This window comes from Rhizorhabdus phycosphaerae (assembly GCF_011044255.1).
GTDB lineage: Bacteria > Pseudomonadota > Alphaproteobacteria > Sphingomonadales > Sphingomonadaceae > Rhizorhabdus > Rhizorhabdus phycosphaerae.
On sequence record NZ_CP049107.1, the window covers coordinates 3,603,180 to 3,628,001 of the forward strand.

General features: G+C 66.6%; 21 protein-coding genes. 6 read left to right on the plus strand and 15 right to left on the minus strand.

Annotated elements, in window-relative coordinates; genetic code table 11:
• Positions 1-2: 2 nt before the first annotated feature.
• The 3 genes from G6P88_RS16760 to G6P88_RS16770 all read right to left on the minus strand — a co-directional run bounded on the left by G6P88_RS16760 (position 3) and on the right by G6P88_RS16770 (position 3,715).
• The gene (locus tag G6P88_RS16760) at positions 3-917 is read right to left on the minus strand and encodes an alpha/beta fold hydrolase (protein ID WP_165324198.1); all 915 of its coding nucleotides are present in this window, start codon (positions 915-917) and stop codon (positions 3-5) included.
• A gap of 115 nt (positions 918-1,032) precedes the next feature.
• Complete coding sequence (locus G6P88_RS16765) at positions 1,033-2,067, minus strand: helix-turn-helix transcriptional regulator (protein ID WP_165324199.1); 1,035 nt, start codon at positions 2,065-2,067, stop codon at positions 1,033-1,035.
• Positions 2,068-2,152: 85 nt separating this feature from the next.
• Positions 2,153-3,715 (minus strand): ATP-binding protein, encoded by a 1,563-nt coding sequence (locus G6P88_RS16770; RefSeq protein ID WP_165324200.1) that lies wholly within the window; start codon positions 3,713-3,715, stop codon positions 2,153-2,155.
• A 161-nt stretch (positions 3,716-3,876) separates the two neighbouring features.
• On the opposite strand from G6P88_RS16770, the gene G6P88_RS16775 reads away from it, so the two are divergent.
• On the plus strand, positions 3,877-6,675 hold the full coding sequence (locus G6P88_RS16775) for a porin family protein (RefSeq protein ID WP_226946617.1): 2,799 nt from the start codon (positions 3,877-3,879) through the stop codon (positions 6,673-6,675).
• A gap of 3 nt (positions 6,676-6,678) precedes the next feature.
• On the opposite strand, the gene G6P88_RS16780 is transcribed toward G6P88_RS16775, so the two are convergent.
• Positions 6,679-8,382, minus strand: coding sequence for an N-acyl-D-amino-acid deacylase family protein (locus G6P88_RS16780; RefSeq protein WP_165324201.1), 1,704 nt, complete (start codon positions 8,380-8,382; stop codon positions 6,679-6,681).
• Positions 8,379-9,281: a TauD/TfdA dioxygenase family protein gene (locus tag G6P88_RS16785; protein WP_165324202.1), complete on the minus strand. Its 903-nt coding sequence runs from the start codon at positions 9,279-9,281 to the stop codon at positions 8,379-8,381. The genes G6P88_RS16780 and G6P88_RS16785 overlap by 4 nt, the downstream gene beginning before the upstream one ends.
• 165 nt (positions 9,282-9,446) lie before the next feature.
• Here G6P88_RS16785 and G6P88_RS16790 point away from each other — a divergent pair, with 165 nt between their 5' ends.
• Both G6P88_RS16790 and nadS read left to right on the plus strand, forming a co-directional pair.
• Positions 9,447-9,800 (plus strand): type II toxin-antitoxin system RelE/ParE family toxin, encoded by a 354-nt coding sequence (locus G6P88_RS16790; protein ID WP_165324203.1) that lies wholly within the window; start codon positions 9,447-9,449, stop codon positions 9,798-9,800.
• Positions 9,801-9,817: 17 nt separating this feature from the next.
• Positions 9,818-10,108 carry a NadS family protein gene (nadS, locus tag G6P88_RS16795; protein ID WP_165324204.1) on the plus strand — a complete coding sequence of 97 codons (291 nt, stop codon included), beginning with the start codon at positions 9,818-9,820 and terminating at the stop codon, positions 10,106-10,108.
• Between the two features lie 119 nt (positions 10,109-10,227).
• Here nadS and G6P88_RS16800 read toward each other — a convergent pair whose 3' ends face one another.
• Both G6P88_RS16800 and G6P88_RS16805 read right to left on the minus strand, forming a co-directional pair.
• Positions 10,228-10,668, minus strand: a complete 441-nt coding sequence (locus tag G6P88_RS16800) for a nuclear transport factor 2 family protein (protein ID WP_165324205.1) — start codon at positions 10,666-10,668, stop codon at positions 10,228-10,230.
• Between the two features lie 19 nt (positions 10,669-10,687).
• On the minus strand, positions 10,688-11,239 hold the full coding sequence (locus G6P88_RS16805; RefSeq protein ID WP_226946618.1) for a VOC family protein: 552 nt from the start codon (positions 11,237-11,239) through the stop codon (positions 10,688-10,690).
• 171 nt (positions 11,240-11,410) lie between these two features.
• Between G6P88_RS16805 and G6P88_RS16810 the strand changes: the two genes are divergently transcribed.
• Together G6P88_RS16810 and G6P88_RS16815 are read left to right on the plus strand one after the other, a co-directional pair.
• Positions 11,411-12,739, plus strand: a complete 1,329-nt coding sequence (locus G6P88_RS16810) for an aromatic ring-hydroxylating oxygenase subunit alpha (RefSeq protein WP_165324206.1) — start codon at positions 11,411-11,413, stop codon at positions 12,737-12,739.
• Positions 12,740-12,762: 23 nt separating this feature from the next.
• The gene (locus G6P88_RS16815; protein ID WP_165324207.1) at positions 12,763-13,197 is read left to right on the plus strand and encodes a nuclear transport factor 2 family protein; all 435 of its coding nucleotides are present in this window, start codon (positions 12,763-12,765) and stop codon (positions 13,195-13,197) included.
• A 30-nt stretch (positions 13,198-13,227) separates the two neighbouring features.
• Here the strand turns inward: G6P88_RS16815 and fahA are convergent, their stop codons facing one another.
• Genes fahA through hppD form a run of 3 tightly spaced genes read right to left on the minus strand, consistent with a single transcriptional unit; the run spans position 13,228 to position 16,893 of the window.
• On the minus strand, positions 13,228-14,502 hold the full coding sequence (gene fahA / locus G6P88_RS16820) for a fumarylacetoacetase (protein ID WP_165324208.1): 1,275 nt from the start codon (positions 14,500-14,502) through the stop codon (positions 13,228-13,230).
• On the minus strand, positions 14,499-15,758 hold the full coding sequence (hmgA, locus tag G6P88_RS16825; protein ID WP_425594498.1) for a homogentisate 1,2-dioxygenase: 1,260 nt from the start codon (positions 15,756-15,758) through the stop codon (positions 14,499-14,501). The genes fahA and hmgA overlap by 4 nt, the downstream gene beginning before the upstream one ends.
• 58 nt (positions 15,759-15,816) lie before the next feature.
• Entirely contained in the window at positions 15,817-16,893 is a 1,077-nt protein-coding gene (gene hppD, locus G6P88_RS16830) for a 4-hydroxyphenylpyruvate dioxygenase (protein WP_165324209.1), read from the minus strand.
• A 77-nt stretch (positions 16,894-16,970) separates the two neighbouring features.
• Between hppD and G6P88_RS16835 the strand changes: the two genes are divergently transcribed.
• Positions 16,971-17,423 (plus strand): MarR family winged helix-turn-helix transcriptional regulator, encoded by a 453-nt coding sequence (locus tag G6P88_RS16835; RefSeq protein WP_165324210.1) that lies wholly within the window; start codon positions 16,971-16,973, stop codon positions 17,421-17,423.
• A 6-nt stretch (positions 17,424-17,429) separates the two neighbouring features.
• On the opposite strand, the gene G6P88_RS16840 is transcribed toward G6P88_RS16835, so the two are convergent.
• The 5 genes from G6P88_RS16840 to G6P88_RS16860 all read right to left on the minus strand — a co-directional run bounded on the left by G6P88_RS16840 (position 17,430) and on the right by G6P88_RS16860 (position 24,808).
• Positions 17,430-18,047, minus strand: a complete 618-nt coding sequence (locus G6P88_RS16840) for a TetR/AcrR family transcriptional regulator (protein WP_165324211.1) — start codon at positions 18,045-18,047, stop codon at positions 17,430-17,432.
• Between the two features lie 103 nt (positions 18,048-18,150).
• Positions 18,151-22,572 (minus strand): ATP-binding protein, encoded by a 4,422-nt coding sequence (locus G6P88_RS16845; RefSeq protein WP_206335804.1) that lies wholly within the window; start codon positions 22,570-22,572, stop codon positions 18,151-18,153.
• A gap of 60 nt (positions 22,573-22,632) precedes the next feature.
• Positions 22,633-23,658, minus strand: coding sequence for a nucleotidyltransferase domain-containing protein (locus tag G6P88_RS16850; RefSeq protein WP_165324212.1), 1,026 nt, complete (start codon positions 23,656-23,658; stop codon positions 22,633-22,635).
• On the minus strand, positions 23,655-24,521 hold the full coding sequence (locus G6P88_RS16855) for an HprK-related kinase A (RefSeq protein ID WP_165324213.1): 867 nt from the start codon (positions 24,519-24,521) through the stop codon (positions 23,655-23,657). Before G6P88_RS16855 ends, G6P88_RS16850 begins: the two co-directional genes overlap by 4 nt.
• The gene (locus G6P88_RS16860; RefSeq protein ID WP_165324214.1) at positions 24,509-24,808 is read right to left on the minus strand and encodes an HPr-rel-A system PqqD family peptide chaperone; all 300 of its coding nucleotides are present in this window, start codon (positions 24,806-24,808) and stop codon (positions 24,509-24,511) included. The genes G6P88_RS16855 and G6P88_RS16860 overlap by 13 nt, the downstream gene beginning before the upstream one ends.
• Between the last annotated feature and the right edge of the window lie 14 nt (positions 24,809-24,822).

Genomic DNA, 24,822 nt, shown 5'->3' on the forward strand with positions numbered 1-24,822 from the left:
GGTCATTTGCTGTCGTTCAGAAAAGTGCGGACGTCGGCGATGCTGGCGGCGCTGGCTTCCTCCTGGGGGGCGTGGCCGACATCGTCGTAGATGATGAGCTTCGAACCCGGGATCGCCGCCGCCAGCTGATCGGCCTGCGCGACCGGGACGACCTTGTCGGCGCGTCCCCACAGGATCAGCGTCGGCGCCTTGATCTTGGTCAGGAGCGGCTTGGGGTCGGGCAATGTGAACTGCTCGAGATGGGCGACCAGCGCCGGTCCGTTGCGCGCGATCAGCGCGCGCATCTGGTCGAGCCGCGCCGGGGACAGCCGCTCGGGGTGAGCGAAGATCGCAGCGGTGGAATAGGCGACCGCCGCAGGGGTGGGGGCGAGCAGATAGGCGCGCATCGCGGGCGGCACGGGGACTGGCTTTTCGGTCACGCCGTTGATCGAGAAGGCGGCGCTGTCGACCAGGATGAGCCGATCGACGCGCGACGGGCTGCTCGCCGCGAAATTCCAGGCGACGAGACCGCCAAAGCTGTTTCCCGCGACGGTCGCCTTCCGGACGTGGAGCGCGTCGAGGAGCAGCCCGAGCTGGCGGACGCGGGTGGCGGTGTCGTAGCGCTCGTCCGGATCGGGCCCACTCTGCCCGTGCCCGGCCAGGTCGAAGCGGATCACGCGATGGTCACGGGACAGATCGGCGGCCCAGGCGTCCCAGCTGTCGAGGCTGAAGGTGAAGCCGTGGATCAGCACGATCGCGGGCGCGTGGCGTGGACCCTCGTCGCGCAGACGGAAGCGGACACCGTCGACGGTCAGGAAGCGGTCGGGCGTCGCCGGAGCCGTGACGGCGTCGCCCGAGTGGTGCTCGGGATGCGCTGCGCCCACACCCGCCAGGCAGGCGGCTGCCAATGCGGCAAAGATAAGTTGATGGCGCCCCATCGAGACGATCCTGCTCCCTGTACTGCGGTCGTAATCCGCATTCTTGCCTAAAGGATAAGCGGGGGACGGATGCTGTCGATGACGCTTCGGATCAACTTTTATGGGACAATTTCGCTCAACGGGATGCGTCGCGATAGTCTCCGGGCGCCATGCCATTCCATTGCCGAAACGCGCGGGCGAAGCTTCTCCCGTCCGAAAATCCCAGATTTTCGGCTACGTCCGCGATGCTGCTCCCTTCGGCGAGCGCGGCGCGTGCGAGCTGATTGAGAAAGGTTGCGCGCACCATCCGGAAGGCGGTGCCGCTTTCGCCGAGCCTGCGACGCAGGGTAGCGACGCTCATGCCCATGGCCGAAGCGACCTCGCTCTGCTCGAAGCGACCGGCGGCCAGTTCGCGTTCGACCCGCGTGACGATGTCCAGCCCGTCGGGCGCCATGATTTCCAGCCGGTCGAGCATGTCGGCCACGCCGCCATATATCGTCCGTGCCGAGAGGACGGGGCTGCCCGCCGTGGCCGCGGGAAGCGCTCCGGTCGCGCTGTCATAGTCGAGCCCGAAGGCACCCGCCGAGGGCCTGATCGCGACCCCGAGAAAGCCGAGATGCGCGCGTTCCGTCGCCGGCCCCCTTGTCCGGATCGAACGGAGACTGACCGATGCGCCGGATGGGGCGAGCGAGGCGATCAGCACATGGACATAGACGAGCAGGCATTCGAGCGAGAGGATGACGAACGCGTCGTCCGGATCGAGCGCATAGGGGAAATCGGCGTCGTCGATGGTGTAGCTGATATTGCCGCCCCGTCTTTGCACCTGATTGTAGCGGTTGCCGTGGATGATGTTGTAGCTGCTCGCCAGCACCTCCATGACCTCGCCGATGGTGGCGCACCCGCGCAGGCGGGACTGCACCAGATCGGATGTGCCGACCATGAGGGGCCTGAGCGACACGTGGCAGCTCTCGTCACCGCCCTGGAGCGCCATTTGCTCGCAGATACGGAAATAGTCGGAGAGACGAAGCGGCGCTGCCGCTGCACCCTCGAACAGGTCTGCCGGCAGAGCGGCGCGGCGCAGGATATTGGCGGGAGCCAGACCGCTCGCTTCCATCATCGACAGCAGCGGTCGCACCGACCCGATCGTGAGCGATGGGGCCGAAGCTGCCATGTCCCGGGGCGTGATGGCGCTCTCTTTCACCCGCTCGCTTTTGTCCCGCCCGACGGGCGGTATCAAGGTCGGGACATTGCGAATGTCATTGAACCAGCGCCGCCTGGAGCGCCTGGGCAAGCGAACTGGGGGAGAAGGGCTTGCGTAGGACGATCGCCCGGTCGCCGAGCACCGCTTCGATGGCATCGGACTTCGCGAAGCCGGTCGCGAAAACGATCCTGATCGTCGGATGCAGCCGCAGGGCCGCTTCCGCCAGATCGGCGCCGTTCATGTCGGGCATCGCGAAATCGAGCAGCAGGGCCGTTGGCGTATCGCGCTCGATCAGCTCGAGTGCGGCCCGGCCATTGTCCGCGACCGTCACCTTGCAGCCGAGATCGGCAAGCATGTCGGCGACCACTTCGCGCACGATGGGCTCGTCGTCGACCACCAATACGCGCAGCCCTTCCAGCGCCTGGCGATCCGGGGGCGAGGCGGATCGATCTTCGGCGGGCGCCGCTGCGCCGCCTGCCGTCCGGCGCAGGAAGATGGTCACGGTGGTGCCCCGTCCCGGCGCGGAATCGATCGTCACGGTTCCGCCGCTCTGCGTCGCCATGCCGAAAACCATGCTGAGGCCAAGGCCGGAGCCCTTGCCCACGGCCTTGGTGGTAAAGAAGGGTTCGAACGCGCGCGACAGCGTTGCCTCGTCCATGCCCGTTCCCGTGTCGGTCACGCTGAAGGTGGCATAGTCGCCGTCGGCGAGGTCGTCGCGGCCGGAGATCGACACTGCATCGACCGTGATCGTGAGTCTGCCACCCTCGGGCATTGCGTCGCGGGCGTTCAAGGCGAGGTTGAGCAGGGCGAGCTCGAGCTGGACGGCGTCGGTGATGACGGCCTCCGGGGCGTCCTCGGTGCGAAATTCCAGGGCGATGGCCGGTTCGATCGTGCGGGCCAGCAGCTCCTTCAGCCCTGCGAGCATCTCGTCGAGGCGCACCGGCCGAAGCTCGATCCGCTGGATGCGCGAGAAGGAGAGGAGCTGGCTGGTCAGCCGCCGGCCGCGTTCGAGCGCGGCGAGCGCCGATCCGCTCAGCCGCTGGAGACGTTCGTCACCGCGCGACCGGGCGCTGATCAGGTCGAGGCTGCCGCCGATGACCTGCAGCAGATTGTTGAAGTCATGCGCGATTCCGCCCGTCAGCTGGCCCATCGCCTCCATCTTTCGGGACTGGACCAGAGCCGCTTCGGCCTTTTCGCGCTGGATGATCTCCTCGCGCAGCGCGGCGTTCGCCGCTCGCAGCTTTGCCGGAGACGGAAGGGCGACGGCTTTTGGCAGAAGAGGCCACAACAAGGCCGCCGTCAGCACCGATGCAATCGCGGTCACCGCCTTCGCCAGGGCTTCCAGTTCATAGGCGCCGTTCCAGAGGTTCCAGAGCGCGATCAGGTGGGTCAGCCCGCAGGCGGTGATGAACAGCGCGAACAGCCAGAAAATCCCGCCAAAGGCCACATCGCGGCGACGGCGGACGAAAATGACCAGGGCTACGGGAATCGAGAAATAGGCCAGGGCGATGAGGATATCGGAGAGCGCCATCGTCCAGACCAGCCATGGGTCCCACAGAAGGCAATAGCCATGTGGCGCATAGCGGCCACTGGCCAGTTCACGGAACGTCTCGAACATCGCGGTGACACCCCTGCTGCGCGGCTCGTTGCAAGGTAGACCATAGGCCGCGGGACCGGAAGCAAAACAAGGGGAAGGGTGCAGCCTATATTGCAGTCCTGACATATCCCGTCAGAAAGCCGCGATATGAGCGACAGCGGGAATCGGTATCGGAACAGAGGTTGAGCTTGCGCAATTTTGGATATGGCGGCGTCGCGGCACTGGGTCTCCTTCTGGGCGGCGTCGACGCTGTCCAGGCGCAGCAGGCCGCCCCGACGGGGACCGAGCAGCGGCCGAACGAGTCGGGTGACGAAGCCGATTATGAGGACAGCAACCCTATCCTCGTGACCGGGCAGCGCCAGCGTGGCGCGGTGACGGGCGATATTCCGCCGATCCAGCAGCTGAATGGCGGCGACGTCCGCGCGCTGGGCGTCAATTCGGTCGCCGAACTGCTCGATGAACTGGCACCGCAGACGCGCAGCGGTCAGGGGCGGGGCGGCGAGGCACCGGTTACCCTGCTCAACGGCCGGCGCATTTCGGGCTTCCGCGAAATACGCGACATTCCGACCGAGGCGATCGAGCGCGTCGACATCCTGCCCGAGGAGGTCGCCCTCAAATATGGCTACAGCGCCAACCAGCGCGTGGTGAACATCGTGTTGCGCCGCCGCTTTCGCGCGATCACGGGCGAGGTCGAGGGCGGGCTTTCGACGCGGGGCGGGGCCGAAACCGGCGAGGCGGAGGTCAATCTGCTCCACATCCGCCGCGACCAGCGCCTCAACGTCAACATCGAATATGAGCATAGCGCCGCCATCACCGAGGCGGATCGCAACCTGGTCTCGCGCAGCGGCCGCAGCTTCGACGCGGTCGGCAATGTCGAGGCCGCGACGCGCGGCTCGGAAATCGATCCGGCGCTCAGCATATTGGCGGGTCAGCCCGTCACCGTGGCAGGCGTGCCTGCCAGTGCGGCGTCCGGCGCACCGGCGCTGTCCGATTTCGTGGCCGGCGCCAACCGTCCGAACAGCAGCGATGTCGGCCGCTTTCGCACGATCCGCCCGCGCACCCGCACGCTCGACGTGAACAGCGTCTATTCGCGGACGATCCTCGACAATGTTGCGGCGACGCTCAACGCCAATCTCAACGTCTCGGACAGCGACAGCCTGCGCGGCCTGCCCGGCTCGGCGTTGCAGCTGCCGTCGTCCAACCCCTTCTCCCCCTTCGGCACCGACGTGTCGCTGCTGCGCTATCTCGGTGACGATCCGCTGACCCAGGCGAGTTCCGGCTGGACCGGGCATCTCGGCTTCTCGCTCGACAAGGATGTGGCGAAGTGGAAGCTGTCGCTGACCGGCAATTACGACCATGTCGTCAGCCGCACGCGGACCTGGCGCGGCTATGACCTGACCGACCTGCAAAGCGCGATCCTCGCGGGCAATGCGTCGGTCAATCCGTTCGGCCCGATCGCCGGCGGCTATCTCGACACGCGCATCGTCGATCGGGCGCGCTCGACCTCGGACAGCGGGGACATTCAGCTGGTTGCGAACGGCCCGCTGCTCGAGCTGCCGGCGGGACCGCTCAACGCCAGCGTCAAGGGCGGGTTCAGCGCGCTCGGCCTCGACAGCCGGTCTACCCGGTCGGGTATTCTCAGCACGGCGGACCTGTCGCGAACCGACGTCAACGGCCGCGTCAGCCTCGACCTGCCGCTGACCAGCCGCCGCAACGATGTTCTCCCGGCGATCGGCGACCTGTCGATCAACGTCAACGCGGCGGTCGATCGTTATTCCGATTTCGGCGCGCTCGGCGCCTATGGCTATGGCACGACGTGGAAGCCGCGCGACGGAATCAGCCTGATCTTCTCGATGACGCATGATCGCAACGCGCCGTCGGTCCAGCAACTCGGCAATCCGCTGGTCCTGACCCCCGACGTCCGGACCTATGACTATCTGCGGGGCGTGACGGTAGACATTGCCCAGCTGGGCGGTGGCAATCCCGATCTTCTCGCCGACCGGCGCCGGGTGATGAAGCTCGGCCTCACGCTCAAGCCGTTCAAGGAGGATGTCACCCTCTCGGCCGACTATGTCCACAGCCGCATCCGCAACGCGATTGCGGGCTTCCCCGAGCCGACCCCGGCCATCGCCGCCGCCTTCGCCGATCGCTTCGTCCGCGACGAGGATGGCGATCTGGTCCGGATCGACGGCCGCGCGGTCAATTTCGACCGTCAGGAGCAGAGCCAGCTGCGCTGGGGGCTGACCTTCACCAAAAGGCTGAAGACCGCCCAGTCGGTGATCGACGCGATGCGTTCGGGCGCGATGGCGCGTCGCTTCGCCGAGCGGCGCGCGGAGGCCGCGAAAAGGGGCGAAGCGGCAGGCGGCAGGCCGGGTGGCGAAAATGGTGCCGCGCCTGGTGCGCCGCCGCCCGATCGGCCTGCGCAGGCTGGCGGCCCGCAGGCACCGGGCGGCCCCGGCGGCCCTCCGGGCTTTCGTGGTCCGGGCGGCGGGCAGGGCGGACGGCTGCAGGTCTCGCTGTTCCACACCTGGCATCTGAAGGAAGAGATCCTCATTCGCCGGGGCCTGCCGGTGCTCGACCTGCTCGACGGCGATGCGATCGGCGCGACCGGCGGCACGCCGCGCCATGAGCTGGAAGCGCAGTTCACCTATTCCAACAATGGTCTCGGCCTGCGCCTGACCGGAAACTGGCAGCAGGGGACGACGGTGAACGCGGCACCGGGTTCGCCCACGGGCGATCTGCGTTTCGGGTCGCTGGCGAAAGTCAATGCCCGGCTGTTCGTCAACCTCGCCCAGATACCGGCGCTCGCCAATGCCGACTGGGCGCAGGGCGCGCGCGTCTCGCTGCGTGTGGACAATCTGTTCGACACGCTGCCCCGCGTGCGCGACGCGACCGGCGCCACGCCGTCGCGCTATCAGGGCAGCTTTCTCGATCCGGTCGGCCGCGCGATCCGCATCGAGTTTCGCAAGGCCTTCTTCTGACGGTCAGGCCCGGATCAGCCGGCCGGGCCGGGCGCCGGTCGGCTCGCCGTCGCGGCTGACCACCTCGCCCTTGACGATGGTGGCGCGATAGCCGTCGGCGCGCTGGATCAGCCGCCGTCCGCCGCCTGGAAGATCGTAGCGCAGTTCCGGTTCGCGCAGTGCGAGCGCGTCGAGGTCGATCAGGTTGATGTCGGCGCGCAGGCCGGGCTTCAGCAAGCCGCGATCATCGAAGCCGGCGATCGAAGCGGTAGCCGAGGTCATCCGCCGCACGATGTCGGCCAGCGGCTTTCGCCCCTGCGCCCGGTCGCGCACCCAGTGCGTCAGCGCGAAGGTCGAATAGCTGGCGTCGCAGATCGTGCCGACATGCGCGCCACCGTCGCCGAGGCCCAGCACGACATCGGGATGATCGAGCATCGCCCCGACCGCGTCGAGCTTGCCGTCGGCGAAATTGGCCATGGCGAGGTAGAGCTTCCCGCCGCTCTCGCCCTCGGTCATCAGATCATAGGCGAGCGCTTCAGGGCTGATCCCACGGCTGGCCGCCATGCCCGCGATGCTGCGCTCGGGCGGCTGCTCATAATCGGGCCGTTCGCCCAGCACGAACATCGTGTCGAACTGCCGCACCATCCGGCCCAGCACCAACGCGGGATCGGGATCGACCGGCTCGGCCAGTATCGCCGCCCGGATCGCCGGATCGCGCAGCCGGGCCAGCCGTTCGGCCAGTGGCAGCGCCGACAGCTGCTTATAGGTGGCGGTTGTATAGAAGGGGTTGAGCGTAAGTTCGAAGCCCAGCAGCATCCCGATGGCCCGGGGCATCAGCTGCGCTTTCACCACCGCGCCGCCCGCATTGGCCGCGCTCAGCTGTTCGAGCAGGCGGGGCCAGGCATAGGGCCCGCTGTTGCTGCACCCCATCGAGAAGGTGAGCGGACGCTCCGCCTCGCGCGCGATATCGGCGAGGGCGGCGATCGACCGGTCGGGCAAATGGACGTCCTCGACGATCTGGAACACGCCCTTGCCCTTGTCCCGGAGAACCCGCGCCAGCGCCAGCATCTCCGCATCGGCCGCGCCATAGGTGGGGATGGCCTGCCCGTCGCTCGACCGGTGGAAGAAGGTGCGCGACGTGGCGATGCCCAGCGCCCCCGCGTCGAGCGCCTCGCCCAGCAGCCGCGCCATCTCCGCCAGATCCTCGGCGGTCGCCGCCTCGCGCGCGGCGCCGCGCTCGCCCATCACATGGACCCGCAATGCCGCGTGCGGGACATAGGCGGCGACATCCATGTCGTAGCGCCGCGCCGCGATCACATCGAGATAGTCGGTGAAGCTGGTCCAGCTCCACGGAAGCCCCTCGGCCAGCACCGGATAGGGGATGTCCTCGACCCCCTCCATCAGCCGGATCAGCAACTCGCGCCGCTCGGGCAGGCAGGGCGCGAAGCCGACCCCGCAATTGCCGATCACCGCCGTGGTGACACCATGATAGCAGGACGGGGTCAGCCGCTCCTCCCAGGTTACCTGCCCGTCATAATGGGTGTGGAGGTCGACGAAGCCGGGCGTGACGATCAGGCCCGATGCGTCGATGTCCTGCGCGGCCGGGGGCAGATCGTCGCCGATCGCCGCGATCAGCCCGTCCCTTATGCCGATGTCGGCTCGGAAAGGCTCGGCCCCGCTGCCGTCGACGATCAGGCCGTCCCGGATCGTCAGGTCGAAATCGCTCATGCCGCTTCCTCCGCATCGAGCAGCCGCCCGGTCGCCTGCGTGCCCTTGATCGTGGTCCGGTGGACGATCCGTATCTGGTCGACCGGATGGCCGAGCGCGGCGTGGAGCATGGTGCGATTGTCCCACAGCACCATGTCGCCGTTCTGCCAGTCATGGATATAATGGAAAGCCGGCTGGACGATATGCTCGATCAGCCGCTGGATCAGTGCATCGCTGCGTGGGCGGTCCATGCCCAGGATGCGGTCGACGTTGAGCGTGCTGAGCGCCAGCAGCCTGCGGCCGGTCTCGGGATGCGCCCAGGCCAGCGGCACGGCGACCGGCGGAAAATCGGGATAGCTGTCGTTGCGCGGGCTGATCCGGCGGCCGCCGGGATTGTTGAATCGCATCTCCTCCAGCCCCGCACGGAACAGATAGACCGCCTCCAGCCCCTCGATTTCGGCCTTGGTCGCCTCGTCCAACGCGTCATAGGCGGCGGCGAGGTCGAGCCAGCCCGTCTGCCCGCCATCGCGCGTCCGCTGCACCATGCGCAGCACCGCCCCGGCATTGGGCGTGGTGACGAAGGCGCCGTCGCTGTGCCACGGAATCCGCCCGTGGATCGCCACCCCGTCATGCTCATAGACCGGCCCCGACGGCCCATCCTTGTTGGTCAGCAGGATCAGGTCCGGATTGTCCGGATGGCGGAACTTCGGAATGACATGCGGCTCGAGCGTGCCGACGCAGCGGCTGAGCCGCAACTGCGCCTCGGGCGACGTCCCCGGCCCGCGCACGAGCAGCATGCCATGGTCGAGCCACGCCTGCCGCACCGCCGCTGCCGTGGCAGCGGGCACGTCGCGTTCGAGATCCAGCCCGACAAGCTCCCGCCCGATCGGACCGCCCAGCGGCCGAAGCTCGAATCCCATGCTGCGCATCCTCTCCTCGGCAGTCGCGAGGATGATAGGCGCGGCGGCGGGGGAGTGCATGGTTCAAATGGATTAGCAGACAGACCCAGTACAAAGCTGCGGCGGGAAGCGGGCCTTGGTCGGCATCGGCTTGCGCGTTGGGCGTCATTGACGTATATAGCCACGGTGAAGATCCGGCCGATCACCGTTGTCGAGACGCAGGCTTTCGCACGCTCGGCCGAAAGGATCTGGAGCGAGGAGGAACGGGCCGAGCTGGTCGATTTTGTTGCTCATAACCCCCAGGCGGGCGACGTGATCCCCGGCACCGGTGGAGTCAGGAAGCTACGTTGGGCGCGCTCGGGAAGCGGCAAGCGTGGCGGAGCGCGGGTGGTCTATTTCTACTACCGTCCCGATTGTCCGCTCTACCTGCTGCTGGCTTATGTCAAGGCGCAGGCGACGGACCTGAGCGCGGACGAGAAGAAGGCGGTGGCCGCCTTCGCGGCGACGATCAGGGGCCCAAAAGCCACTGGGGTGGATTGAGTGTAAGGAGCATGACGATGTCGGACTTTGGCAAGGACCTGATCGCGGCGATGGAAGAGGCTGCCGCGCACGCTCAGGGTAAGGGGAAGGTGGCGCGCGTCCACACCATCGAGGTTCCCGACGTGCGCGCGATCCGGGAAGAGCTGGGCCTGTCGCAGCAGGCGTTCGCCAGCGCCTACCGGATTCCGCTCGCGACCCTCAAAGGCTGGGAACAGGGCCGCCGTCAGCCCGATGCCACCGCCAGCGCCTACCTCTCGGTCATCGCCCAGTTGCCGGGAGAAGCCCGAGAGGCACTGCGCGCGGCCTGATCATTCGGGATCATGCCTCTTAGATGTCGGCTACGGTACGAGGAGGGCGAGCAGGGTTTACGGTGTCAACGTCATTCGGCGTAATTCCGTGACTCAGGACGGCGCCGCCTACTTCCCCCTCACGCCCTGATCTTGTCGAGCGACCCCGCCGGCGGAAGCAGCAGGTCCAGCGTGTAGCGCTCCGCCTTCCACCCATCGGCGGTCCGGCGGAAATCGAAATAGTAGCGGCCCAGCACGTTCAGCGAGCTGCCGTCCTTGCCCAGGCCCTTGGCGTCGACATAGGCGCGCATCGAGGCGCGGTCGGCGGTGTAGGCGGTGACGGCGAAGTTCGACAGATAATGGCCGTGGTGCGACATCGAGGCGAAGACGCTTTCGAACAGCGCGCGGATGCCGGCATGGCCGTGATGCTCGATCAGGCCGATGCGGGTCAGGTCGAATATGGCGTCCTCGGTAAAGACCGCGCAGATGCCGTCGATGTCGTGCATGGAGTCGACCGCATGGGCATAGGCGATCATCTGGTCCTGCATCGCCAGACGGTCTTCGATCGGGCAGTTCGGCATGGGGATCCGCTCCTTCGGGTCAGGCGGGAAAGGCGAGGCGGACGGGATCGGTGACGCCGTCCCAGTCGCGTGCGGCCTCGGCGACGCGGGCGAAGAAGGCGCTTTCCAGCGGATGTTCCTCGACCAGCTCGATCATGCAGCCGATCGTCGGGCTGGTGTCGATATAGCAGAAGCGGACCTCGCCGAAGAGGCCGTCGAGTGCGCTTTGGGCGCCTGTTGCGAGATAGCGTTCGCGGGTCGCGTCATAGTCGCTGGTGTAGATGCAGAAATGGTGGAAGCCCTGCTGCCCCTTGGCGATCAGGTCGCGATAGGCGGACGGGCCGTCCGAATGCTGCTGGATCAGTTCGACCTGCACACCGCCCGATTGGGCGAGGGCGACCGAGAAATCGAGATCGCGGCTGGGCTGCCCGCGATAGTCGAGCTCGGCCAGGGCGATATGGGGCACGACGAAGAAGGGGCCGATGCCCGTCGTCCTGATCCAGGCATCGATCGCCGCGTCGAGATCCTCGACGATGAAAGCCGCCTGCATGAGGTGCGGTCCGGGCACGCCCGGGGTCACCGAAATCGACATATCACTCTCCTGGCATTCTCTCCGGACGCGACTCTGCGGTGGGTGCGTCTCTGGCCTGGCAAGGTGGACCATGCCGTAGCGGCCGTGATCTGACCTTATTGCCAGTACCAAGCCCTGGCTGCATCCCGCACCTTCCTCTGAATATCCGCGACGGCGGAGCAGGAGAGAGAGATGAGCCTGGACGAGAGGCTGGATGGGCGCGACCCGTCCGCGTTACGCGGCGACCCGATCAGCGGGGAGCGCTATTATTCTGCGGAATTCGCGGCCAAGGAGTGGGATCGGCTGTGGAAGCGGATCTGGCACGTCGCCGGCCGCACCGCCGAACTTCCCGAACCCGGCGACTTCGTCGTCCACAATTTCCTGAAGGAGTCGGTGATCTGCATCCGCCAGGATGACGGATCGATCCGGGCCTTCTACAACAGCTGCCGGCATCGCGGCATGCGGATGGTGCGCCAGAGTTCGTCGGTCGAGGCGATCACCTGTCCCTATCATGGCTGGCGCTGGGGCATCGACGGCGTCCTCCAGCAGGCGCAGGACGCGCATGATTTCCCTCAGGGCGATCCGTGCGGGAAGCTCAGCTTGCGCGAACTGCGCTGCGACACATGGGGCGGCTTCGTCTGGTACACGATGGACCCGGAAGCGCCCGACCTGCTCGATTATCTCGATCCGATGCCCGAGCTGTACAAGAATTACCCGATGGACACGGCGGTGCGCGTCGCCTGGTACCGGATCGCGCTCAACGCCAACTGGAAGTTCGTCACCGACAATTTCTCGGAGAGCTACCACACCCGCACCGCCCATCCGCAGGTGCCGCCGTGGATCGACCAGGACGTCGATACCGCCCGGCACGAAATGTGGCCGCGCGGCCATGGCCGGACGGTGCAGCCGATGCGCCCTTCGCTGAGCGATCGCCTGCCCGACGGCGTGCCGCATCCGTTCGAGATGATCCTGCGCCAGTGGGACATCGATCCGTCGCGCTATGCCTCCTATGAGGAGATGGCGATGCAGGGCTGGCTCGACCTGAAGGCCGCCAAGAAGCGGCTGTGGCGCGAGCGCGGCTATGTCCATTATGAGCATATGGACGATGAGGAGATCACCGACAGCCCGCACACGGTCATCTTCCCCAACGTCACGATCAGCTTCCTGCCCGATAACCTCATCTTCTTCCGCAGCGAGCCGCATCCCGACGATCCGGAGAAATGCTGGTTCGACCTGTGGTGCATGGCTTTCCCGGTCGAGGGCCAGTCCGAGGTGGAATCGATCATGGCCGGCACGCGCCCGCTGCGCGAAGTCGAGCAGTGCGAGCATCGCGACTTCGACGGCGGCCGGGGCATTCCCGAACTGGCGGGGCAGATCGTGTATCAGGACATGGAACTGGCCGAGGACATGCAGGCGGGCATGCATTCGCTGGGCTATCAGGACGCCTATCTGCCGGCGCAGGAGACCCGCGTCCGCTTCTTCCACGAAACCTTGAACGACTGGCTCGAAGGCCGGCGCTGACCCCGACGCAGGAGAGACAGACCATGCCCTATACCGGCCCGCTCGAAGACCGGATCCTGATCCGCGAGCTGATGGAAAGCTATGCCCATGCGGTGATGACCAAGGATGCCGAGCTGTGGGCGACGGCCTGGGCCGACGACGCCTATTGGGCGCTGCCCGAATTTCCCGATCTCGGCGGCTTTTCGGGCAAGGAGACGATCGTCTCCGCCTGGGTCGAATCGATGAAGGCTTACGGCCTCGACGGCTGCACCAAGCCGATGGTCTATATCGCCACCCCCGGCAGCATCGAGGTGGACGGCGATAGCGCAAAGGCGGTCTGCTACACCTCGGAGATCTTCGAGGAGCCGGGGACGGGTGATCTGAAGCGTGTGCGCGGCCGCTATGACGACGTGCTCGCGAAGATCGATGGGCGCTGGCTGTTCACCCGGCGCGAATATCGCATCTTCTACATGGAGTGAGGCGGCGCGGGCGGTGTCGCCCGCCCGACCTTAGCGCGCGGGCAGGATCACCGCCCGGCATTCCCCGAAGCCGATCGACGCGAAGCCCGGCGCCGAGGCCGTCGCGCGCAGGATGATCTCGTCACCGTCCTGCAGGAAGCTGCGCTCCTCGCCGCTTTCGAGCCGGATCGGCTGTGCGCCCCCGCGCGAAATCTCCATCAGGCTGCCAAAGCCGTCCTCGCTGGGGGCGGAGATGGTGCCGGTCCCGAGCAGGTCGCCGGGGCGGAGGTCGCAACCGTTCGACGCGTGATGGGTCACGATCTGCGCCACCGTCCAGTACATGTTGGAGGCGGGCCCCCGGCTCAGCTGGTGCGGGGCGAGGCCCTGCTCGCGCATTTGCGCGGTGGTCAGATAAGCGTGGAGTTCGACGCCCAGCGCTCCCCTCGCCTGGTCGGCCTCGTCCCACAGATAGGGCAGGGGCCGGGGATCGCCTTCGGGGCGGGGCGGCTGGGCGGTGCGGAAGGGGGCCAGCGCCTCGGGCGTGATCACCCAGGGCGAGACGCTCGTGTGGAAATTCTTGGCGAGGAAGGGCCCGAGCGGCTGATATTCCCACGCCTGGAAGTCGCGCGCCGACCAGTCGTTGAGCAGGCAGAAGCCGGCGATGTGGCGGGGCGCTTCCTCGATCGGAATGGCATCGCCCAGCTCGTTCCCCCGCCCGATCCAGACGCCCAGTTCGAGCTCATAGTCGAGCCGCGCGGACGGGCCGAAGACCGGCGTCTCGGCCTCGGGCGGTTTGCGCTGTCCCTTAGGCCGGACGACGGGCACGCCGGAGGGACGCACCGAGGAAGCGCGGCCATGATAGCCGATCGGCACATGCTTGTAGTTGGGTAGCAGCGGATTGTCGGGCCGGAACTGCTTGCCGATGTTCATCGCGTGATGGATGCCGACATAGAAGTCGGTGTAATCGCCGATGGTCGCGGGCAGGTGCAGCGTGACGTCGGCCTGTGCGCGGATATGCGGCGCGAGCGCAGGACGGTGGCTCTCGACCGACAGCAGTTCGGACAGCTTGTTGCGTAGCGCCGTCCGGCGTTCGGGTGCCATCGCGAAAAGCGCATTGAGCGTCGGTCCGTGCAACTCCACCGGCAGCAGCCCGGAAATCGCCTGGAGGTCGAGCAGGCTGTCGCCAATCGCCACCGCCGGGCGACGCTCTCCATCTCCGAGCGAGAAGATGCCATAAGGCAGATTCTGGACCGGAAAGTCGGGATGACCGTCTGCGCCGGGCACCCAGCTGGTCAGCGCGGGATCATGGGTCGCATCGATGCTCATCGCGGCAGCTCCGCCTTGGCGAAGCCCGACCAGCAATCGTCATAGTCCAGCTGCATCAACGGGGTCTCCAGGGCAAAGCGGGTGGGGCGGATCACCGAGCGGCTTTCGAACATGAACGCCATCGTGTCCTCGATCTTGTGCGGGGCGAGCCGGGCGTTCGTCGCCGCTTCATGGCTCGCACGGTCGGGGCCATGGCCCGACATGCGGTTGTGCAGCGATCCGCCGCCGGGGAGGAAGCCGCCCGCCTTGGCATCATAGGCGCCAGCGATCAGGCCCATATATTCGCTCATCACATTGCGGTGGAACCAGGGTGGGCGGAACGTATCCTCCGCCACCATCCAGCGCGGCGGGAAGATCACGAAGTCGCAATTGGCGGTGCCGGGCGTGTCGCTGGGCGAGGTGAGCACGGTGAAGATCGACGGATCCGGATGGTCGAAGCTGACCGTCCCGATCGTGTTGAACCGGCGCAGATCATAGCGGCAGGGCGCCAGATTGCCGTGCCAGGCGACGACGTCGAACGGGCTGTGGTCGAGCGTGGACGACCAGAGACGCCCCTCATATTTCTGGATCAGTTCGCAGGGGGCGTCGATATCCTCGAACCAGGCGACCGGCGTCTCGAAGTCGCGCACATTGGCCAGGCCATTTGCGCCGATCGGGCCGAGGTCGGGTAGGCGGAAGGCTGCCCCGTGATTCTCGCAGACATAGCCGCGCGCTTCGCCGTCCGGCAGTTCGACGCGAAAGCGCACCCCGCGCGGGATCAGGCCGATCTGCAGCGGCTCGACGTCGAGGACACCCATTTCGGTGACGACCCGCAGCGCACCGGACTGCGGCACGATCAGCAACTCGCCATCGGCATCGAAGAAGGCGCGGTCGACCATCGAGCGGTTGGCCGCATAAAGATGGATGCCGATCCCCTCATTGCCGCCCAGCGTGACGAGCCCGTCGACGAAGTCGGTCGGCTCGACGGGCAGGGGCAGCGGATCCCAGCGCAGCCGGTTGGGGTTGGCGGGCGCCTCGGTATAAGGCGCGGCGCAGAGACGCGCCCGACCCTCATAAGGCCGGAAAGGCGGATGATTGGCGGCGGGCCGCATTCGGTAGAGCCAACTGCGGCGGTTCTCCGACCGCGGCGCGGTGAAGGCGCTGCCCGACAGCTGTTCGGCATAGAGGCCGAAGGCGGGGCGCTGCGGCGAGTTGCGCCCGATCGGCAGTGCCCCCGCGACGGCTTCGGTCGCGAAATGGTTGCCGAAGCCGGTCATATACTGGTCGCTCATCGCAGTCCCCGATCGATCGGACATTTGAAGGGCGCGGGCAGGCTCAATCGACCTTGAGCACGCCCCGGCGGATCTGGTCGCGTTCGATGGACTCGAACAGCGCCTTGAAATTGCCTTCGCCGAAGCCGTCATTGCCCTTGCGCTGGATGATCTCGAAGAAGATCGGGCCGACCATATTCTCGGTAAAGATCTGGAGAAGGATACCGCCGCCGGTCTCGGGCGCGCCGTCGATCAGGATGCCGCGCTTGCGCATCTCCTCGATGTCATGGCCGTGGCCGGGCAGGCGCTGGTCGATCGCCTCATAATAGGTGTCGGGGGTCGACTGGAAGCGGACGCCGTTGGCGCGCAGCCGGTCGACCGTCGCGAAGATGTCGTCGGTCGCCAGCGCCAGATGCTGAATTCCTTCGCCCTTATATTCGCGCAGGAATTCCTCGATCTGGCTCTTGTCGTCCTGGCTCTCGTTGAGCGGGATGCGGATCTTGTTGTCGGGCGCGGTCATCGCGCGACTCAGCAGCGCGGTCGCCTTTCCCTCGATGTCGAAATAGCGGATCTCGCGGAAGTTGAAGACGCTCTCGTAGAAGCCCGCCCAGTGGTTCATCCGCCCGCGCATCACATTGTGGGTCAGGTGATCGAGCGTGTGGAGACCCACCGAGCGCTGGTCGCGCGCCATGCCCTCGACCGGGCGGAAGTCGACATCGTAGATCTCCTGCGCGCCATAGCGGTCGACCAGATAGAGGTTGGACCCGCCAATGCCCTTGATCGCCGGGATGTTCAGTTCCATCGGCCCGACCGGCCCCTGGACCGGCGTGGCACCGCGCTTGACCGCCTTGTCGAACGCCTTGGTCGCGTCATGGACGCGAAAGGCCATGGCGTTGGCGGACGGCCCATGCGCCTCGCGAAACTCGGCCGCCTGGCCGCTCGCGTCCATGTTCAGGATGAAGTTCACGTCGCCCTGCTGATAGCGGCGGACATTTTTCGACCGGTGGTTGCCGAGATGGGTGAAGCCCATCGCCTCGAACAGTTCGGCCAGCGCCAGCGGATCGGGACCGGTGAACTCGACGAACTCGAAGCCGTCGAGGCCGAGCGGGTTGGCGTGCGGTTCCAGGGACGGATCGGTCATGGCGCTTCCTCGGAATATGGTAACAAACGAAACTAATAGGGATTTGAACCGAGTCGTGTCAAATGTTACCAACGCCCATGGCCAGTGATCGCCTCGTGCTCGACCAGTTTTTTCCCTATCGCCTCTCGGTGACGACCAACGTCGTCAGCGACGTGATCGCCAAGGCCTATGAGGCGCTGTTCGATCTCTCAATTCCGGAGTGGCGGGTCATAGCGGTCGTCGCCGAGCGCGACGGCGTGACGCAGCAGGGCATCTGCACGGCGACCCGCATGGACAAGGTGACGGTCAGTCGGGCAACGATCGCGCTGGTCAATCGCGGGCTGGTGACGCGCGCGCCGAACCGTGCCGATCGCCGATCGCGCCTGCTGGCGCTGACCGAGGCCGGGCAGTCGCTCTATGCGCAGGTCGCGCCCAAGGCGCTGCAATTCGAGGAGCAGATATTCTCCAGCTTCGACGCGCGCGAACTGGAAGACTTCATGCGGATGCTGCGTGCGATCGAAGCCCGGGCGCTGGAACTGGGCGGCGGCTAGGCCTCGTCAGGCGCGCGCGCGAAGCCGGTAGGAGTCGATCAGCGCGTCGCTGGCCGAGACCATCGCGGCACAGGGCCCCTGGCTGCCGAAGATATGGTGCGCGGCCATGCCGCCTTCGATGATCAGCACAAGCCCGTCGGCCAGATCCTCGGGCCGGTCGGTGTCGAAGCGGCGGCTGATCTCGACGATCGTCGCTCGCATGTCGGCCTTGCAGCTCTCGAGCACCGCGCGTCCCGGATGGCCGGGTTCAGGGATCTCGACCGCAGTGTTGCTCATCGGGCAGCCCCGAAAATCGGGGGAGGCAACCTTGGCCGCGAAATAGCGGACGACGGCGCGAAGCTGGTCGCCGGCGTCGCTGCCGGCGGTCTCGATAGCTTCGCACAGCGCAGCGCGGCCCTCGCGGCCACTTTCCTCCAGGCAGGCGGCGATCAGCTCGTCCTTGGACGCGAAGGCTCGGTAAAGGCTGGGTTTGGTAACGCCGGCCTTGCAGACGATCTCGTCGACGCCGACGGCGCGGATTCCACGGTGATAGAACAGGTCGCGCGCGGCCTCGAACACCCGGGTGGCTGCGGTCTTCTTGGTCGGCGATCCGTCAGCGTCGCAGCAGACGGCCTTTTTGGTCACTGGCACAGGCAATCCCGTCTCGTTCGTGGCCGTTCAATGTCGTCACTCTGTCATGTAACAGCTCGGTACCTGTTATTCAACATCGCTGTTTTCCGCCACCTCGTCAGTTCGTCGAATCCAGTATCTGCCGCACGCGCGCCGAAAGGGCCTGGTAGGTGAAGGGCTTGGCGATCATTTCCACCCCCGCGTCGAGGCGGCCATTATGGACGATCGCGTTGCGGGTGTAGCCGCTGGTGTAAAGAACCTTGAGGCCGGGCCGTATCGCCTGCGCGCGTTCCGCCAGTTCCTGGCCCGACATGTTGGGCATGACGACATCGGTGAACAGCAGGTCGATCGGCTGGTCGGCTTGCTGGATCAACGCAAGGGCCGCCGCGCCATCGGGGGCTTCGATCACATTATAGCCCAGCTCGCGCAGAATTTCGGCCGTGTAGGCGCGGACATCGTCGTCGTCCTCCGCCACCAGGATGACCTCGTCATGTCCCTGGCCGTCCTGGAGCGTTTCACCTTCGCACTCTGCCGGGTCGACGTCGCTGACCAGGCGGGGGAGGTAGATCTTGATCGTCGTGCCCGATCCCGGTTCGGAGTAGATCTTCACATGGCCGCCGGACTGCTTGACGAACCCGTAGACCATCGAGAGGCCCAGGCCGGTGCCGCGCCCGACTTCCTTCGTCGTGAAGAAAGGCTCGAACACCCGCGCGACGACCTCGCGTGACATGCCCACCCCGGTATCGGACACGGCGATGACGACATATTGGCCCGGCGCGACCTCGGCGTGCGCGGCGCTGTAGCTCTCGTCGAGGAGGGTGTTCGCGGTTTCGATGGTCAGCGCGCCACCGCCGGGCATGGCATCGCGCGCGTTGACCGCGAGATTGATCAGGCAGTTTTCCAGCTGGTTCGGATCGGCCTCCACCCGCCAAAGGCCGGGGGTGGTGACCACCTCCAGCGAGATGGTCTCGCCCAGCGCGCGACTCAGCAGTTCGGACATTCCGGAGACCAGCTGGTCGACATCGATAGGTTTGGGCGCCAGCGGCTGGCGACGCGAGAAGGCGAGCAGTCTTTGCGTCAGCGAAGCAGCGCGGTCGGCGCCCTTCTGCGCGCTTTCGATCGCCCGGCGCACGCGTGCCTCGTCGCCGCGGTCCATGGCGCGTAGCATGATGTCGAGGTTGCCGGTGATGATCGTCAGCAGATTGTTGAAATCGTGCGCGACCCCGCCGGTCAGCTGGCCGACGGCTTCCATCTTCTGTGACTGGCGCAACGCCTCCTCGGCAACCTCCCGCTCGGCCAGCGCCTCGGCGATGCGCCGTTCGAGCGTGTCGTTGAGCTCGCGCAGCTCTTCCTCGGCGCGCTTGCGCTCCGAGATTTCGCGTTGCCCAGCGTCGAACAGGCGCGCATTGTCCATCGCGATCGCGGCCTGCGCCGCTATGCCCACTATGAGGCGCTCATGCCGCTCGTTGAAGCGGTCCGGCTCGGCATGACCGAAGAAGAGCCCCCCCAATATCTCCCCGGATCGCGACCGGACCGGTGCTGCGAGATAGGACCGGACGGGCAGATGGCCCTCCGGCATACCGCGATGGGGGGCATTCTTGCCGTAGCGCGCATCCCGGGTGATGTCGCCCGACCGGATGACCCGTTCGCCCCGGAAGGTCGGGCCGAAAACGCCCGTCTGGCGAGGCATGGGGAAGTGCTCGAACTCTGAGCGATCCACACCCGACAGGCTGTAGAGCATGTAGCTGTCGGATCCCTCACCGGCCACCACGTGGAAGAAGGCGCCGAACTGAGCACCGGTCACGTCGACCCCGGCGTCGGTCACCATCTGCACCAGTCGCGACAGATCGAGTTCGGCGGCGATCGCGATCCCGCTGCGGTTGAGCGTGTCGAGCGTCCGGCTTTCCTCGAGCAGTGCCGTCTCGGCCCGGTTGCGTTCGCTGACGTCATGGCCCTCCAGGAACACGCCCGTCACGATCCCGTCCGCGTCGCGGATCGGTTCGACGACGAAGTCCAGCGCATAGCTGATGCCGCCTTCGAGGCGCGCCGGCACTGCTACGGCGCGATAGCGCTCGCCCGTCTGAAAGACGTTACGGATGATCGTGCTGGAACCCAGTTCCGTGAAGACCTCCTCAAAAGGTCTGCCGAGATAGTCGCGGTTACCGAACATCCGGACATAGGTCTTGTTGACGAACTCGAAGACCAGATCGGGGCCGTTGAGGATGGCGATGAAACCCGGTGCATTTTCGAACAGGCGCCGCAGTCGCAGCTCGTTCGCACGGACCTGCTCCGCCACGGCCATGCGTGTTCGCGCCACTGACAGATTGGCGCTGACCCGGGCGATCAGCTCGCTCGCGGCGAACGGTTTGGTCAGATAATCGTCGGCTCCGGCCTCGATCCCGTCGACCGTCGCCTCCTCGCCGGCCCGCGCCGACAGCATCAGCACGGGGGTCGCGCGGAGTTCGGCGTCTCCTCGTATCTCTCTGAGCAGGCCGAAGCCGTCGAGGCGCGGCATCATGACGTCGGAGATCACCAGATCGGGTTTGCGAGTGCGCATCGCGGCCAGCGCGGCCTCGCCGTCGCCGGCCATTTCGGCCTCATACCCCGCCTGCCTGAGCAGCCGCGCGATATGGTCGCGCATGTCGGCATTGTCGTCGGCGATCAGGATATGGGCGATCGTCTCCGCATCGGCTGCGGCGAGCGGATCACCGTCCACGGGGGGCGATGGCGGTGGCGACCAGTGAAGGCTTTCCTCGACGAAAGCCTCTGTGACTGCCGTGGCATAGGGCGTTGCCGTCTGGGCGACGACCTGCTCGCGGCGGAGATGCGTGCAGCCCAGACGCAGGCGGATGGTGAAGCGCGTGCCACGACCGACCTCGCTCTCGACCGCGATGGTCCCGCCGTGCAGCCCGACCAGTTCCTTGACCAGCGCGAGGCCGATTCCGGTGCCCTCCTGCGTGCGGCCGGGCTGACCTTCCACGCGATGGAAGCGGTCGAACAGCCGCGGCAGTTCGTCGCGCGCTATGCCGACGCCGCTATCCTCGACGACGACCACCGCCTCGTCGTCTTCAGCGCGGACCTCCACTGCAATCCCGCCGTGCAGCGTATATTTGAACGCGTTCGACAGCAGGTTAAGCATGACCTTCTCCCACATCGAGCGGTCGAGATAGACCGGCTGGGGCACGGGCCCGACGCGGGTTTCCAGGGTGAGCCCCGCCTGCTCGCAAGCCGAGCGGAAGTTGCTGGTGAGCTCGGCTGTCGCCACGGCGATATCGGTAGGCTCGAAACGGCCTTCGACCCGACCGGCCTCGATACGCGCGAAGTCGAGCAGGGTGTTGACCAGGCGAAGTAGCCGAAGCCCGTTGCGATGGGCCATGGCGGCCAGTTCGCGCGGTGCGCCTGCGGTCGATTTGAGCAGTTCCTCGACCGGCCCGAGCATGAGCGTCAGCGGTGTGCGGAACTCGTGGCTGACATTCGAAAAGAAGATCGTCTTTGCCCGGTCGATCTCTGCCAGCGCCTCGGCCCGTTGCCGCTCCGCCTGATAAGCGTCGGCCTTGGCTACGGCGGTGCCGATCTGGCCCGCGACCAGAGCGAGGAAGTCGCGATAATCGGCGTCGAGCTGGCGCACCGGGCTTATGCCCGCGATCAGCAGTCCCCGCCGTTCGGCTGCCGCGACGGGAATCATGAGCGCGCGCTGCGGGGGTCTTCCCCATACGGCACTCGCCTCGGGGCCCACCAGATCGGCAATCCGGTCGATCACGATGGGTTCGGTCCGTTGGGAAGAAAAGGGAATACCGTCCACGTAAGGCGTACCGTCGCGCAGCTGCTGCGGAGCGAGCGCCGATCCTGCGGGGACGCCATAGGCGGCGACGAGCTCGAACGTCTGCGGCTCGGCTGCTTCGAGGTAGAGGACCGCGAACGGCACGTCGCGCGGGTTGGTGGCCAGCGCGGCGACGCTCGCTTCGCAAGCCTCGCGCCCGGTCTCCGCCTTCATCGCCCGGCCAGCCAGATCTGTAAGCAACGCCAGCTGGCGCTTTCCGATCACCTTGGCGGTGTCGTCGCTGTTTGCGCAGATGATCCCGCCTGGGCGGCCGTCGTCATCGGGAATGGGGCTGTAGGAGAAGGTGTAGTAGGTCTCTTCCGGATAGCCGTTACGCTCCATGATCAGGAGCTGTTCCTCGACATAAATGCCTTCGTCGCCGCCCATCGCCTTTGCCAGCATGGGCTCGATATCCGAGCGGATTTCATCCCACACGCTCGCCGTAGGCTTGCCCAGTGCCCAAGGGTGCCGCGCGCCGATGATCGATTTATAGGCGTCGTTGTAGAGATAGGTAAGTTCAGGTCCCCAACCGATCCAGATCGGCTGGCGGGACGTGAGCATGATCCTGACTGTCGCCTTCAGGCTCTGCGGCCAGTCTTCCGGCGGTCCGAGCGGGCTCGACGCCCAGTCGAAGGCACGCATCCGCGCGCCCAGCTCTCCGCCGCCGGCCAGGACGTCGAAATCGGGCGTCCTGGTTTCGCCATCGCCGCTACCCGCCATCAGCTCTCCCCCCGGAACCGTTGCCAACCCGTCGAAGTCAAGGAAGTTCCGGCTGATATGTTACGCTGCTCCGTGCCTTTTTAACGACTTGATCCAAAGATGCCGGGCCAACATGGCGGGCGGCATCCGCATCCAATGTGATCTGACATAGAAGCCGAGGCGCGAGAAGGGGCGGGTCGGGCGTCCCCACCCATCGCGTGCCAGCAATCGGTGTATGAACAGCATGTCCCGCATCCTGTCGTGGCCCGCCAGTCGGGGCTCTACCGGGGTTGCGAAAAGCCGGTTAGCGAGCCGCAGCGCCAGAGCCACCGGCCCTCGAACCTGGTGAAGCGCCGCACGCTCGCGCAGCAATGGCCAGAAATCGCGGTCGCTGCCGAACAGGCGCAGCAGTCGATCCACGTCCCACAGGTTGCGTAGCCCGCCGCTGAGATCGCCATCGGCGAAGAGGTGCGCGGCCGCGTGAACGATCATGTCGGTCGGCGCCAGGATCCGCACGCCATCGGCGATCTCCATGCTGTCGCGCACGAGCGCTTCGGCGTCGGGCGTCCGGCGTGCCGTCAGCGGCAATATGCTGTGGTGCAGGTCGATCATGCTGCCCCGCTCCTCGTGCACAAGCGGGGGCAGTTCGTGCATCCAGTTGCGATAATAGGCCTGGGTGTAGGGATCGTCCTTGACCCACGCATAGCCGGCCCGGAGCAGGGCGGCTTCCGCTGCGTCCAGCTGGTCGCGCGGAACGAGAATGTCGAGGTCGCCGACCTGCCGGCCGGGCGCCGGCGGCAGCCCTGCAAAGGCGAATGCGCTGCCCTTGAGCAGGATCGGCGATATGCCCGCCGAAGCCAGCGCGCGCCTCGCCATCTCTACCTCCCAGAGCGCCTGCCGCTCGGCAACCACCGATGCCGAGCGGATGGTTTCGAGGCAGCGACCGATGGCCGGGGGCAGGGGAAGATCGGCGAGGCGATAGGCAAGGCTGCCGTCGAGCCGCTCGAGCCGCGCGATCGACAGCAGCGCCGGCCAGTCCGCCGGGCCGAGCGACAGCGCCGACACCGGGTCGGCCAGCACCCGGGCGAGCGGCAGCGCGGATCTCACAGCCCCGCCTCGGCGCAGAACTGCTCGACGATGGCGAGGCCGGTCGGCCCGTCGGGATAGGCGAAGCGGACCGCCGGGACCGCGTGGACGAGGCGCGACAGGCAGAGAAAGCCCGGCTCGCCGAGATCGCTGTAATTGGTCGATCCCTCGGTGATGCGGGCGAACAGCTCGGACCGGCTGACGCCTTCCACCGCTGCCATGGGCCCGAAAGTCGGGAACAGGATCAGCGCCGGCTCGGCGGGCTCGTCCATCCGGGCGATGGCATCGGGCGCGGGCCGCAAATGACGCAGTTCGCCCTTCGGCGTGCCCGTCAGACGCGGACCGAAGCGGCCCGGATCGGCGACCACCGCCTCCATGGCTGCGATGGACTCGTTCTTCAGGCTTATGGCGCGCGGAAAGGGACGGATCAGCCCGCTGTCTATCTCGATCATCACGAACTCGTCCGCCAGCAATCGCCAGCCTTTCTCCCCCAGAAGCGCGCCGAGCGTCGATTTGCCCGATCCGGACTCGCCGGGCAGGATGATGGCGCGGCCGTTGCGTTCGACCGCCGCCGCATGGATCAGCAGGTGCCGGCGCTCGCCCAGCGCCACCTGCATGTTCATCGCCATCTCCAGCGCGAGCAGGCCGTGGCGCAGCGCCATCGGCACGGTTCCGTCGAGGCGATGATCCCCTTCGATCAAGACCTGGGGACGAAACCAGCGGCGAAGAGGGGACGGTGCGTCGATCCGCGCTGTCACCGTCGCGATGCCGTCCGGTGGTGCCGGATAGTCTGCGTAAAGTGCACGGATCGCGTCCAGCGGTGCTCGCCAGGGCGACCCCAGCCGATAGGAGACGGGGCCTATCCTGACGGTCACACCGTGCATCGATCGATCCAGACCAGGCCGGCGGCTGCCAGCTCGTCGAGGCGCCGGTCGACCACCGCCTGCGCCTCGCCGTCCCGTTCGATGCCCAGCCGTGCGCAGAGCCTGTCGCAGAGACTGTCCGCGTCGCCGGGCGCTTCGGCGAGAAGGGACAATAGGTCGGGCAGCGGCACGTCGAGGAAGTGCGTGGTGCCCGACGGGCGGTGAAAGATCAGCACCATGCCGTCCACCGCCTCGATACGGCAGCTGTCCGGATAATCCGTGCGGTAGATCGGGGCGCTCGTCACCATCCCGCGACGGATCT